This window comes from Burkholderia sp. SJZ089 (assembly GCF_007828315.1).
Lineage (GTDB): Bacteria > Pseudomonadota > Gammaproteobacteria > Burkholderiales > Burkholderiaceae > Burkholderia > Burkholderia gladioli.
Genome location: NZ_VIUM01000003.1, coordinates 365037 through 377738 on the forward strand (window position 1 = coordinate 365037; position 12702 = coordinate 377738).

The 12702-nt window shown below is 69.6% G+C and carries 12 protein-coding genes; 9 read left to right on the forward strand and 3 right to left on the reverse strand.

What is annotated here, in order from left to right:
* The first annotated feature begins 74 nt into the window (after positions 1 to 74).
* A complete protein-coding gene (locus FB600_RS07485; RefSeq protein ID WP_145756463.1) occupies positions 75 to 893 on the forward strand; it encodes a phage tail tip lysozyme in 819 nt (272 codons plus the stop codon).
* A gap of 109 nt (positions 894 to 1002) precedes the next feature.
* Here the strand turns inward: FB600_RS07485 and FB600_RS07490 are convergent, their stop codons facing one another.
* Both FB600_RS07490 and FB600_RS07495 read right to left on the reverse strand, forming a co-directional pair.
* The gene (locus FB600_RS07490; protein WP_227742723.1) at positions 1003 to 2022 is read right to left on the reverse strand and encodes a response regulator transcription factor; all 1020 of its coding nucleotides are present in this window, start codon (positions 2020 to 2022) and stop codon (positions 1003 to 1005) included.
* 475 nt (positions 2023 to 2497) lie between these two features.
* Positions 2498 to 3142 carry a DUF3455 domain-containing protein gene (locus FB600_RS07495; RefSeq protein WP_096752353.1) on the reverse strand — a complete coding sequence of 215 codons (645 nt, stop codon included), beginning with the start codon at positions 3140 to 3142 and terminating at the stop codon, positions 2498 to 2500.
* Between the two features lie 294 nt (positions 3143 to 3436).
* Between FB600_RS07495 and FB600_RS07505 the strand changes: the two genes are divergently transcribed.
* The 3 genes from FB600_RS07505 to FB600_RS07515 all read left to right on the forward strand — a co-directional run bounded on the left by FB600_RS07505 (position 3437) and on the right by FB600_RS07515 (position 7024).
* A complete protein-coding gene (locus FB600_RS07505) occupies positions 3437 to 4504 on the forward strand; it encodes a hypothetical protein (protein ID WP_098151562.1) in 1068 nt (355 codons plus the stop codon).
* Between the two features lie 109 nt (positions 4505 to 4613).
* Positions 4614 to 6479, forward strand: coding sequence for a type III effector HrpK domain-containing protein (locus FB600_RS07510; protein WP_096752355.1), 1866 nt, complete (start codon positions 4614 to 4616; stop codon positions 6477 to 6479).
* A 41-nt stretch (positions 6480 to 6520) separates the two neighbouring features.
* A complete protein-coding gene (locus tag FB600_RS07515; RefSeq protein WP_013689101.1) occupies positions 6521 to 7024 on the forward strand; it encodes a GNAT family N-acetyltransferase in 504 nt (167 codons plus the stop codon).
* A 60-nt stretch (positions 7025 to 7084) separates the two neighbouring features.
* Here the strand turns inward: FB600_RS07515 and FB600_RS07520 are convergent, their stop codons facing one another.
* On the reverse strand, positions 7085 to 8005 hold the full coding sequence (locus tag FB600_RS07520; protein ID WP_145756464.1) for a LysR substrate-binding domain-containing protein: 921 nt from the start codon (positions 8003 to 8005) through the stop codon (positions 7085 to 7087).
* Positions 8006 to 8166: 161 nt separating this feature from the next.
* Here FB600_RS07520 and FB600_RS07525 point away from each other — a divergent pair, with 161 nt between their 5' ends.
* From FB600_RS07525 to FB600_RS07545, 5 genes are all read left to right on the forward strand, one after another.
* Positions 8167 to 9015, forward strand: a complete 849-nt coding sequence (locus FB600_RS07525) for an ABC transporter permease (protein WP_098151563.1) — start codon at positions 8167 to 8169, stop codon at positions 9013 to 9015.
* 4 nt (positions 9016 to 9019) lie between these two features.
* Complete coding sequence (locus tag FB600_RS07530; RefSeq protein WP_145756465.1) at positions 9020 to 10060, forward strand: ABC transporter ATP-binding protein; 1041 nt, start codon at positions 9020 to 9022, stop codon at positions 10058 to 10060.
* Between the two features lie 118 nt (positions 10061 to 10178).
* Positions 10179 to 11273 (forward strand): extracellular solute-binding protein, encoded by a 1095-nt coding sequence (locus FB600_RS07535; RefSeq protein ID WP_145756466.1) that lies wholly within the window; start codon positions 10179 to 10181, stop codon positions 11271 to 11273.
* A gap of 37 nt (positions 11274 to 11310) precedes the next feature.
* The gene (locus tag FB600_RS07540) at positions 11311 to 12153 is read left to right on the forward strand and encodes an ABC transporter permease (protein WP_098182438.1); all 843 of its coding nucleotides are present in this window, start codon (positions 11311 to 11313) and stop codon (positions 12151 to 12153) included.
* Positions 12154 to 12223: 70 nt separating this feature from the next.
* Positions 12224 to 12679: a TIGR00725 family protein gene (locus FB600_RS07545; protein WP_063977705.1), complete on the forward strand. Its 456-nt coding sequence runs from the start codon at positions 12224 to 12226 to the stop codon at positions 12677 to 12679.
* The last annotated feature ends 23 nt before the right edge of the window (positions 12680 to 12702 follow it).

Here is a 12702-nt window from a genome sequence, read left to right on the forward strand (position 1 = left end):
GACGGAAGCCTTCGACCACTTCCCTATAGTGCTACGAGTCGGCATTGCCGCCGTCCATTCCAGGGGAGTCGTTCATGTCGCTGTCCATCAATTCCTTATCGACGCCGTCGATCGATCCGATGTCGCTCTGCACGGGCGGCAGCAACGGGTCGAACAGCTCGTCGCTGATCCAGATCCTCCAGCAGATCGCGCAAATGATCCAGGAGATCACCCAGGCCCTGAAGATGGCGGCCTCGTCCGATGGCGAGGATGGCCTCGGCGGCGGAGGTGGTGGTGGCGGCGGTGGCGGCATGCCCCAGTCGTTCGCGGCGGCGCCGGCCGGCGGCGCAGGCGGTGGTGCACCGGCGGCAGGCGCGCCGGCTGCGGGGGCAGGGGCCGGCACGCCGGTGCAGGCCTCGGCGGGCACCAACGGCCCGGGCTCGGGCACCGACGTCTCCAGCCTCGGCGGCGACAACGCCCACAAGATCGCGGCCTACCTGCAGGACAACCTCGGCCTGAACAAGACGGCGGTGGCCGGCGTGCTCGGCAACCTGCAGCAGGAGAGCGGCCTCACGCCGAACATCAACCAGGGCGGCCAGATCGGCGCGCCCTCGGCCAACAATGCCGACGACGACGGCCACGGCTACGGTCTCGCGCAATGGGGCGGCGTGCGCAAGGAAGGCCTCGAGCAGTTCGCGGCCTCGCAGGGCAAGTCGCCGCAGGACCTGGGCGTGCAGCTCGACTACCTCGCCAAGGAAGTGAAGGAGAAGCCGGGCCTGGTGGACGCGCTCAACAACGCGGGCTCCGCCGATGCGGCCGCCAGCGTCTGGTGCAAGCAGTTCGAGCTGACCGCCGATCCGCAGATGCAGAACCGCGATCAGTACGCCCAGCAGTTCCTGAGCCAGGGGCTGTAGGCGCAAGCGTCCCGCCGCGCGCGGCGGGACAGCTCGGGCGCTTTGCGCGAGGCGCCGGAAAAAGAAATGGCCGGCATCGCGCCGGCCATTAGTCGTGGTGGATCGGCTGTCAGCCTTCGCCGCGCGAACCCGGCAGCGTCGGCATGCGGATCTGGTCCGAGGTGGTGCCGTCGTCGCGCACCGACTTCGCGATCATGGTCGCGCCGATGTGCCAGGGGTTGGCATACGAGGCCCAGGGCTGCGCCAGCGAGGCCGTGAGGCTGTGCCGGGCATGCACGGTGGCGCCGCCACCTGGCGCGACAACGTTTGCGCGGTCGGCTGGCAAGGGGGCCGCGTTCGGGCGTGATTGCGGCGCGCAGGCCGGCACGAGCTCCGCCATGGCGCGCAGCGCGGCACCCGGTGCGGCTTCTAGCAGCGCCGACAGCTTGTCGTCCTGCATCTCTTCCTGGGCACTCGCCTCCAGCGCGCTGCCGTCGGTCTGCTCGATCCGGTAGCCGTGCGCGTACATGGTGCGCAGCGCCACGCCCGATTCGCCGGTCAGCTCCAGCTTGCGGCGCAGCTTGTAGATATGCTGCTCGAGCCGCCGGCCGACGATGTCTTCCGTGCTGCCCCAGATCGCGCCGGCCAACTGGCGGCGCGTGACGTATTCGCCGGCTCGCGAGAACAGCAGCCAGGCGATCGCGAATTCGCGCGTGGTGACGCGCACGGTGCGGCCGGCGATCTGCACGGTGCTGGCCTGCTGGTCCAGCGTGTACGCGCCTAGCGTGACGCGCTGCTCGTCGCGCGGGGCCGGCTCGGCCTCCACGCGGCGCATGGCGCGAAACGCGCGCGCCGCGAGTTCGTTGCGATCGAACGGCGCGAGCACCACGTCGTCGGCGCCGGCGTCGAAGGCGCGCTCCAGGCTGTCGCGATCGGTAAACGTGCCGACCACCAGCAGGGGCGCCCGGCGGCCGCCATAGAAGGCGCGTCGCGCGAACACGGTGCGCGTGCCGTCGATGCCGGTGGCGGCATCGACCAGGATCACGCGGTAATCATCGCGATAAAGGCCACGCGCCAGGGCGACATCGTCGTCGAATTGAATGCATTCGACCGAGGCATCGAGAAAATGCTGGCGCAGTCGTTCGAACATGCTGACGTTGGGCGTTAATACGGCGAACTTCAACCTGACCTCCTCTCTACTTGTCCCGTCGTGAAATGAACCGGCAGGCTACTGGCACGGAGCGAAAGTACAGGCATCGAAAAACCAAGGATGTAACTTATTGTTAACCGCCGGAAAGAAATTGCCGGTTTTTGGGGCTTGCAGGCACATCTTTTTCGAATCATGGAATGTAATGTTTAGTTTTTCACCTAAACATAAACTTTCGATATGAAAATGTAAGCTTCGGGCGCCTAGGATCAGACAAGATCGTAAGGGGATCGTCAGATACCTAGAATCAGGTAAAAATCAGGCAACACCAGCTTCCTTTCCATTTGTAATGTTCGCTGATATTTGGTGAGTAATCCCCGGCAATCTTTTAAATGAATCGCGCGAATACTTGTGCAGATGCAATAAAAAATCGTCATATCTTAATGACGCGATTTAATCAAGAAACCAAAAAGATGTGCTAGCGCGCCGCGGCTGCCGGGCGGTAGACGAGATAGGTGGCGAAGTAGGGGACGTAGAGCTGGGTGCCTTCCAGGCGGCAACGGTCGCTGGCGGGGAGGCCGCCGCGTGTGTTGATCCGGATCACCGTGCTGACGCGCGTCATGCGGCCGTCGCGGCCGCCGCGCGCGCGGGTGCTCGCGTCGATCGTGTAGCGGACCCAGGGCAGGGCGCTGGCGTCGACGATGGTGGCCGCCTCGGTCTTGCCGACCGCGAAGCTGCCGTCGTGGGCGAGGAAGTAGCGGCCCGGCGTGACCGCGCCCACGCTGCGCCCGCGCGCATCGATGAGGATGGCCTCGGGCCCGTAGGGCTGCCAGCGCAAGGCCTGGCCCGCGCTCGCGCCGGGTGCGTCGGTGGCCTGCGCCGGCACGCGATGGCAGCGATAGACCTGGTCGCCCGCCGCCGTCAGCGTTTCCTGCCAGGCCTCGGCATGCGCGCCGCGCAGCGAGTCGGGCACCGCCGCGTCGGGCGGACCGGGCGGGCGCGTCGCGCAACCGGCGAGCAGCGCGAACGCGAGGCTCAGCCCGAGCCCCCGCCCGAACGAAACCCGACCTGCATGCGATGCGCGATGCGCACCGCGACGATCGACGAACGAAAACACGTGCATGGCCGCGCCACGGAGAGTCGGTAAACCCATATCAGACAGGAAGCGCGCCACCGCCGCGTAGCGCGATACGAAGCCGTGCGCGACGAGGCGCAGCGACTCGCCCCTGCCTTCGCGGGCCGCCGAGGCCCGGCTTGCATACGCTTCGCATTTCCGGCAGGGGGTTCGGATCGACGAAGTTTCGATATGCAGCGGTTGACTAGTATTGGCAACGGCATAGCGCCTCCTATGAACAGGCGGCGTGTGACGTGACACCTTGAACGTCGTACTCGGTACCCATTCATAGGAGGCCAAACCATGAATTTCTCAGGCGGAATCAGCCTGCCGAACACTGCCTCGTCGCTGCTGGGTGGTGCGAGCCTGTCGAGCCTCACCTCGCAGGTCGCGCAACTGAAGCAGCAGGTCGACCAGCAGGTCAGCATGCTGGCCGGCTCGGTCATGCAGCAACTGATCGGTCAGATCCAGCAGAGCCTGGCGCAGGCGCAGCAACTCGCGCAGCAACTCGGCGGCGGCCAGTCCGGCGCGGGCGGCCTGCCCGGTGCCGGCGGCGATGCCGGCGGTGCCGGTGACGTGGGCGGCGACGGCGCGCTGGGCGGCATCGGCGGCGCGGGCGTCGGCGGCGCGGCGGACAGCACCGGCATGACGCCGCAATCCGCGGCGGGTGCCCTGAGCTCCTACATGTCGCAGAACGGCGTCGACCCGATCACGCCGAACCAGCTCTACCAACTGGCGCAGAACCCGCCGGCAGGCACGCCGCCGGATGTCTCGAAGGCCGCGCAGTTCATGCTGCAGAACCCTGACGTGTTCAAGGCGATCGAGACGCACGACGTGCCGGGCGCCGACGGCAAGGCCGGCATCGGCGACATGCAGTGGGCCGCGCAGGGCGGCGCTGACGGCACGCAGGGCTCGCAGGCGCCGACCATGTCGGACGGCTCGCCGGTCACCATGCAGTCGGCCGCCGGCGCGATCGCGGCCTACGGCCAGCAGAACGGCGTCGGCACCACCGATCCGAACTCGCTCTACCAACTGGCGATGAACCCGCCGGCCGGCACGCCGCCGGACGTGCAGAGCGCCGCCAAGTTCATGCTGCAGAATCCGAGCGCCTACCAGGCCATCGAGACGGCCGACGTGAAGGGCGCCGACGGCCTGTCGTCGATGGCCAACTTCCAGAAGGCCGCGCAGGGCGGCATCGCCGATCCGACGGCCGGCGCCTCGCCCACCGCCACGGCTTCCGATTCGTCCTTCATCGGCGGTTTCTCCCCGCAGATCATGATGAGCATGATGGGGATGGGCGGCATGGGAGGGATGGGCGGCATGGGTAGCCTGCAGATGCCGAAGCAGCAGGACGACGACGACAACGCGTGATGGCGGCGGCCCGTTCCTCGCGGAACGGGCCGTTTTGTCATTCGCGTTCGCGTGGGGCCGCCCAGTGCCGCCCCGCTTTTTCGCATTCCAATTCAATTAGCCGCGTGCCATGACATCCCTCAATCCGCTTTCGTATTCCCAGACCATGAACGTGCCGACCACGGACCTCAGCGGTTCGTCCGGCGGCGGGATACAGGACGCGCTCCAGATGATGGAGCAGCTCAACCAGCAATTGCAGGCGATGGTGCGCAACCTGGCATCGGCGGCACAGCAGCAGAGCGGCGGCGATGACGGTGGCGACGCGGCGCCGGCCGGCGGCTCGCAGATGCCGCAGATGGACCCGTCCTCGCTGGCGCAGGATCCCTCGATGAGCGGCGCGGGCACGCTCGGCGGCGCGGCGGGCGCGGCAGGTGCCTCGGGCGCGGCCACCGACGATGGCAAGTACGCCGCGCTCGACCAGTACAGCCAGGGCAACGACCAGTCCGATCTCGCGAAGTGGTCGGACCTGGCCTCGCCGGACCAGGGCGTGTCGCTCGAGCGTCCGCTGGCGGCCATGCAGATCCTCAGCGGCAAGACGGGCCCCGACGGCCAGCCGCCCACCGAGGCGCAGAAGGCCGCGGCGATGCAGTTCGTCAACGACAACCCCTCGCTGAAGACGGCGCTGCAGAACACCGGCGCGCTGAAGTCGGACGGCACGATCGACACCAAGAAGATGCAGGGCTTCATGGGCCAGGTCAGCACCAACCTCGACCAGGCCGATTCGGATATCAAGGACTACATGAAGAAGCATCCCGACGCGGATGCCGATTCGGTCAACGTGGAGCGCTCGGCCGGGCTGATGAAGGCCTACAACGCGATCGCGGGCGAATCCGAGGGCCACAAGTCCAACGGCAAGAACGGCAACAACTACACGCACGGCGGCAAGTCGGGCGGCGGCCTGACCACTCAGCAGCAGGTCGAGGACCTGCAGAAGAACTCGGGCTTCAGCTCGGCGCTGAAGTCGGCCGCGCAGGCTTTCGGCTCGGACGGCGGCTTCGACGACCTGGACCGCAGCGGCGACGACAAGGCCACCCACAAGCGCGACCAGATCTACTCGACCAAGAACCTCGACCACTTCCTCAGCGACGACGCGCCGACCACCCAGGCCGGCTCGCAGCAGTTCCTGCAGGACGCGAGCCTGCAGAACATCACCGGCAACACCGATATCAGCTCGCTGAACGGCGACATCATCCAGAACCCGCAGAACTACACGCCGCAGCAGAAGGCGGCGGTGATGGTGAAGCTGATGGAGACCCTGGTGGACGTGCAGGCCGGCGGCTCGGACAAGCTGCGCAACGTCGACAAGACGGTGGCGGCGCTGCAGCAGGACATCCAGAAGCTGGCCAGCGACCCGGCCACGGCGGCCTACCTGCAGCAGACGGTGCCGCCCGAGATGCAGAAGATGTCGGGCGAGTTCCAGGGCGGCGGCGGCGTGAGCCAGGCCGGCAGCGGCGCGGGCGATGCCGGCGGCGACGGCGCGGGCGCGGTGGGCGGCGGCAATGGCGACCAGCAGGCCGGCAACACCATCGACGACGTGCATCGCGGCCTGAGCGACGCCAAGACGGTCACCCAGACGCTGGGCGACCTTGCCAAGGGCGAGGGCTTCATGGGCATCGGCGGCGATAGCGCGGCGGCCGAGGCGGCCGGTGCGGCCGCCACCGGCGGCGCCGAGGGCGCGGCAGCCGGCGCGGAAGCGGCCGAGGGCGCGGCGGCGGGTGCCGAAGCGGGTGCCGCGGCCGGCGAAGGCGTGCTCGGCGCGGTGGGCGGCGCGATGGCGGCAGCCGCGCCGGTGATGGCGGTGGGCGCGGCCGTGGTGGGCGTGGCCGGCATCATCTTCGCGATCGTCGAGGCGGTGAAGAAGCACAACAACCAGAAGGCCTTCGCCTCCAACGTCAACCCGACGCTGCAGCAGTTCGGCATCCCGCTGCCGTCCTGATCGACGCGGCATCGAGGCAAGGCCAGCCAATAGGAGGCAGCATGCGCCGTCTGGTACTGGACCAGCACGACGAGGTCATGCACTTCGTCGCCTCGCGCACGGGCGAGCATCGCTACGACGATGCGCGCTCGATCGGGCTCGCGAAGAACGGCGAGCTGGTGGCGGGCGTGGTGTTCCAGGGGCATAACGGCCCCAACCTGCTGATGCACTTCGCGCTCGGCGAGGGCGTGTCGCAGCACGTGATCACGCCGGCCTTCGTGGCCGCCGCGTTTCTCTATCCGTTCGCGATGCTGGGCTGCCGGCGCGTGACGGGGCTGGTGCGCGTCGACAACCTCGAGGCGCAACGGCTCGACGAGAACCTCGGCTTCGTGCGCGAGGGCGTGATGCGCGGCGCGGCCGGCGACGGCACCGACTTCATCCTCTACGGGATGCTGCGCGCCGAGTGCCGCTTCATCCACGGACGCTACCTGAAGGCCTTCCTGAAGGAAACCGAATCGATTCCGGACGAGGTCGCGGGCGTGGAAGCGGAACGCGCCGCGGCCTGAGTTCGCCACGGGTTCGCCACCTCGTCGCGGTATCGTTCGATCTTCCAGCGCCCCGGGTCTTCAAGCGGCCCGGGCGCTTGCCGCCGCCTGCGCGGCGAATTCCCCCAGCATCCACTCGCGCAGCCGGCGCAAGGCCGCGCTGGTCTCGAAGCGCTCGGCCGTGTAGCAGAGATAGTGGCCCTGATTGTCCACCTCGATCGGGGCGGCCACCGGCTGCACCAGGCTGCCCGCCTCGAGCGGCGCGCCGATCAGGAAGGCCGGCACCAGCGCCAGGCCGAGCCCCGCCTGCGCCGCCTGGATCAGCACCGCGTACTGCTCGAAGCGCGGCCCCGAGAAGGCGTTCATGCTGGTGACGCGATGGCGCTCCGCCCATTCGAACCAGACGCTCTCGGCCTGCTCGTGCACCAGCCGCGGCGCGGCCGCCAGGTCGGCCGGCGTGCGCAGGGCATGCTTCGCCGCGAATTCGGGCGAGCAGACCGGCACGAAGGTGCGCCCCGCCAGGTAATCGCAGCGCACGCCTTCCCAGCGGCCGTCGCCATAGCGGATCGCCGCGTCCAGCCCGAACGGGAACGGATCGCCGTGCGCCAGGTGGCGCCGGAAGCTCAGCGTCACGTTCGGCGCGGCGGCCAGGAACGACGGCAGGCGCGGCACCAGCCACTTGGTGGTGAAGGTCGGCACGCTGGCGATGGTCAGCAGGTCGCTGTCCTCGCGCACGCTCAGCAGCTCCAGCGAGGCATGGCCGATCTCGCGCAGCGGGCCCGTGACGCGCGCGTGATAGACCTGCCCGGCGCGCGTCAGCGACAGGTTGCGCCCCTCCCGCACGAACAGCTTCACGCCGAACAGCGTCTCCAGGTTGGCGATCTGCCGGCTCACCGCGCTCGGCGTCAGGCCCAGCTCGCGCGCCGCGTAGGAAAAGTTCAGATGTTTGGCCGAGCTCGCGAACGCATGCAGTTCGGCGATGTTCGGATACAGGTGCTTCATCGCGTGGTGTTCCGGATTCGCAAAGGACGATGCGCACTTTGTACGTTTTTTTCATGACGCTGCCATGTCGCCGCCCCACACTGGCGGCCGTCATCGCGATGCCAAGTTCCTGATTCGACTCGGTTTCGCGCCGTTCCTCCCGCTCGTTCACGGATTCGCCGATGTCTTCCTCCGCCGCCGGGGCCCAGGCCGCTGGTGTTCCCATTCGTCGTGGCAATCGCGCGCCTTCGGCCGGGCGCGTGCTGGTGCGCGCGGTGGTGGTGCTGTTCGCGCTCTACCTGCTGCTGCCGATCGCGCTGCTGCTGATCGGCTCGACCGGGCAGAGCTGGACCAACACGCTGCTGCCCAGCGGGCTGACCGGCCATTGGTATGCCGACCTGGCGGCCGACCGGAGCTTTCGCCGCGCCTTCGTCACCAGCCTCACGGTGGCGCTGGCCTGCTGCGCGCTGAACGCGCTGCTCGGCGTGCCGCTTGCCTATGCGCTGCACCACCGTGCGCGCAGCGGCCGTGGATGGGTGGCGCGGCTGGTGATGCTGCTGCCGATCGCCGTGCCGGCGCTCACGCTCGGCTTCGGCTATATCGCCGTGTTCGGCGGCGCCACGCTGCCCTGGCTCGGCACGCTGTGGCTGATGATCGCCGCGCACGCGGTGCTGACCCTGCCCTACCTGCTGCAGACCCTGCTGGCCGACCTGCGCCACCTCGACCTGGCCACCCTGGAAGCCTGCGCGGCCACGCTCGGCGCCACCCCGGCGCGTCAGTTCCTCGGCGTGGTGCTGCCCAACCTGCGCCACAGCCTGTTCGCCGGGCTGGTGATGGTGGCGGCGCTGTCGATCGGCGAATTCCAGATCTCGAACCTGATCGCGGGCTTCCGCTACCGCAACTACCCGGTGGTGCTGCTGCAGGCCTTCTACGGCGCCTCGGGCTTCGCCTGCGCCGCCACCGTGGTGCTGCTGGTGCTGGCGGTGGCCGCCACGCTGGCCTCGATCGCCACCGTGCAACGACTGAAGTAAGACCATGAGCCTCGAATTCGATACCGTCAGCTACACCTACCCGGGCGCCGCGCACGGCATCTCGGAGATCTCGCTGAAGGCGGCTCCCGGCGAGCTGCTGGCCGTGATCGGCCAGAGCGGCTCGGGCAAGTCCACCCTGCTGCGCCTCACGGCGGGCCTGTTGACCGGCTATCACGGCCGCATCGCGATCGGCGGCCAGGACGTGGCCGCGCAGCCGGTGTGGAAGCGCGGCGTCGGCATGGTGTTCCAGCAATACGCGCTGTTCCCGCACCTGGACGTGGCCGACAACGTCGCCTACGGCCTGAAGATGCGCGGCCTGGGCGCGGCCGAGCGGCGCCGCCAGGCGCTCGCGATGCTCGAGCGCGTCGGCCTGGCCAGCCATGCCGGGCGGCGCCCGGCGCAGCTCTCGGGCGGCCAGCAGCAGCGCGTCGCGCTGGCTCGCGCGCTGGTGATCGAGCCGCGCGTGCTGCTGCTCGACGAGCCGCTGGCCGCGCTCGATGCCGGCATCCGCCATCAACTGCGCGACGAGATCCGCACCCTGCAGCGCGCCTGCGGCGCGACCACGCTGTTCGTCACCCACGACCAGGACGAGGCGCTCAGCATGGCCGACCGCGTGGCGATCGTGGAGGGCGGGCGCGTGCTGCAGGTGGGCACGCCGCGCGAGCTCTACGAGCGGCCGGCCTCGACGCGCGTGGCGCGCTTCATCGGCCATTCGACGATCCTGCCGGGACGCGTGATCGCCACCGATCGCGTCGACGTCGGCTTCACCACCTTGTGCGCGCCCACCGGCGCGGCGCGCGAGGGCGAGGCCGTCGAGCTGCTGCTGCGTCCCGAGCACGTGCAGGCCGACCCGGAGCAGGGCTGCGCCAATCGCATCCACGGCGCGCGCGGCGAGGTCCGCTACTTCGGCTCGACCCATCGCTACGACTTCCTCCCGCATGGCGCGGCCACGCCGCTGCTCGGCGAGGGGCGCGTGGTGGCCAGCCACAGCATCGCGATCGAGCCGCGTCACCTGCGCGTGCTGCCGGCTTCGCCGGGCGCGTGACATGAAGCCGTTCCGATTCGACTCGACGGCGCGGCATGAACCGATGCCGCTTCGCACTACCGATCAACCCACGCTCGTCCGCCTCGGCGGAACACAGCCAGCACCCCGGAGAACCACGATGTCCGCAGGTCCCACCCTGATCCAACGCCTGCGCGCCGGCGCGCTGGCCCTCGCGCTCGGCACGCTCGCCGGCGGCGCCGCGCACGCGGCCCCGCCCGCGCCGCTCTATCCCGGCGAGGACGCGCTCTACGAGCAGGCCGCCGACGAAGGCCTGGTGGTGTCGTTCGACACCGGCCCCGAGTGGGCCAACTGGAAGGCGCTGTTCGCCGAATTCCGCAAGCGCTACCCGAAGGTCGAGATCACCTACAACGACATCGGCTCGGCCGCCACGGTGGTGGCGCTCGACAAGTCGCGCCGCCGCCCGCAGGCCGATACCGCCTACTACTTCGCGGCTTCGGCGCTGGACGCGAAGGCCAAGGACGTGGTCGCGCCGTTCAAGCCGATCAACTTCGACAAGCTGCCGCCGGTGTTTCGCGATGCCGATGCGCGCTGGTTCACGGTCCACTCGCTGAACATCGCCTTCCTGGTCAACCGCAAGCTGGTGAAGGAGGTGCCCAGGCGCTGGGCGGACCTGCTCAAGCCGGAATACCGGAACGCGGTGGTCTACCTCGACCCGCGCTCGACCGGCCAGGGCCAGGTGGACGTGTTCGCGGCCGCCTACGCGATGGGCGGCAGCGTCGACGATCCGAAGCCGGGCGCCGACTTCTTCGGCAAGCTCAGGAACACCGGCAACGTGCTGCGCGTGGAGGGCACCACGCCCTACGCGAAGTTCGTGAAGGGCGAGATCCCGATCCTGATCGGCTACGAGAACGACGGCCTGAAGGCCAAGTACAGCGACGGCATGGGCGACGCGGCCGAGGTGGTGATCCCGCAGGACGGCAGCGTCTCGGCGCCTTACGCGATGAGCCTGGTGAAGAACGCGCCGAACCCGTCGGCGGCCCGGCTGTGGCTGAACTTCGTGATGAGCGACGCGGGCCAGGCGCTGTTCGCGCAGGGTTACGTGCGGCCCGCCGTGCCCGGCGTGACGCTGGCGCCGGAGGTCGCCGCGAAGATGCCGAACGCGCCGCAGGTGCATCCGCTCGACGTGGCCAAGGCGGCCGCGAAGAAGGCCCAGGTCGACCAGCTGTGGTCGCAGGCCACGCTCGGCCAGTGATGCTCGCGATCCTGCGCCACGCTCCGGGCCGCCCGCGATGAACCCGCGCTCGACTCCCGCCGCCCGCGACGCGGGCCTGCTGCGCCGCTTCGGCGCGCTGCCGGCCGGCCTGCTGTTCGCGATCGCCTTCGCGCTGCCGCTGGCGGCCCTGGTCGGCGCCGCCTTCGACGGCGGCGGCCATGCCTTCGCCGCCGTGCTCGGCGATCCGCTGGTGGCCGACGCGATCGGCCGCTCGCTGGGCCTGGCCGCGGCCACCGGCACGCTGTCCACGGCGATCGGCACGGTGCTGGCGATCGCGCTGGCCGGGCAGGCGCCGGCCCGGCGCCGCCTGTCGCTGGCCGTGCTGGGCGTGCCGCTGGCCTTCTCGGGACTGGTGATCGCCTACGGCTTCATCCTGAGCTTCGGGCGCGCCGGCTTCGTCACCATGCTGCTGGCGAAGCTCGGCGCCGACCCGGCGCGGCTCGGCGGGCTGATCTACACCAGCGCGGGCCTGGCGATCGCCTATGCGTATTACCTGATCCCGCGCGTGGCGCTGATGCTGTACCCGGCCTTCGCCAATTTCGACCGGCGTCCGCTGGATGCCGCGCTCACGCTCGGCGCGCGGCCGTGGCGGGCCTGGCTCGACGTGGCCTGGCGCGAGCTGTGGCCCTCGGTGGCGGCGGCCTGGTGCCTGGTGGCGGCGATCGCGCTGGGCACCTACGGCACGGCGGTGGCGCTGGCCGGCACGCAGATCAACATCCTGCCGCTCCTGATGTACCTGAAGCTGTCCGACGGACAGACCGATTTCTCGCAGGCAGCCGTGCTGTCGATCCTGCTGACGGCGCTCTGCACCTGCGTTCTTGCAATGGGGGAATGGATTGTCAGACCAAGGCAACACTGAAGGCGCGACGCTGGTGGAGCGCGCGCTCGCGGATCTCGCCGCGCGCCAGCGCGGCGCGAACCGGCACCTGATGCCGGTCGGCGTGATCGGCCCGCGCGCGGCCACCGACGAGCAACTGCGCGTGGCCGAGCAGGTCGCGCATGCGCTGGCCCGGGCCGGCATGGCGATCGTCGGCGGCGGCAAGGGCGGCGTGATGGAGGCCGCCGCGCGCGGTGCGCATCGCGCCGGCGGCATCGCCATCGGCCTGCTGCCCGAGGACGACGCGGAAGGCGCGAACCCCTACCTGAGCGTGGCCCTGCCCACCGGGCTGGGCATCACCCGCAACGCGCTGATCGCGCGCGCCTCGCTGTGCCTGGTGGCGGTGGGCGGCGGCCTGGGCACGCTGTCCGAGATCGCGCTCGGGCTGCAATGGGGCAAGCCGGTGTTCGCGGTATGCGATGCGCCGCAGGTGGCAGGCATCGAGAGTTTCGATTCGGCGGACGTGCTGCTCGTTCGCGCGGCGCGCTGGCTGACCACGCTCGCCTGACACGGGGAAGGCGAAGCAGCGAC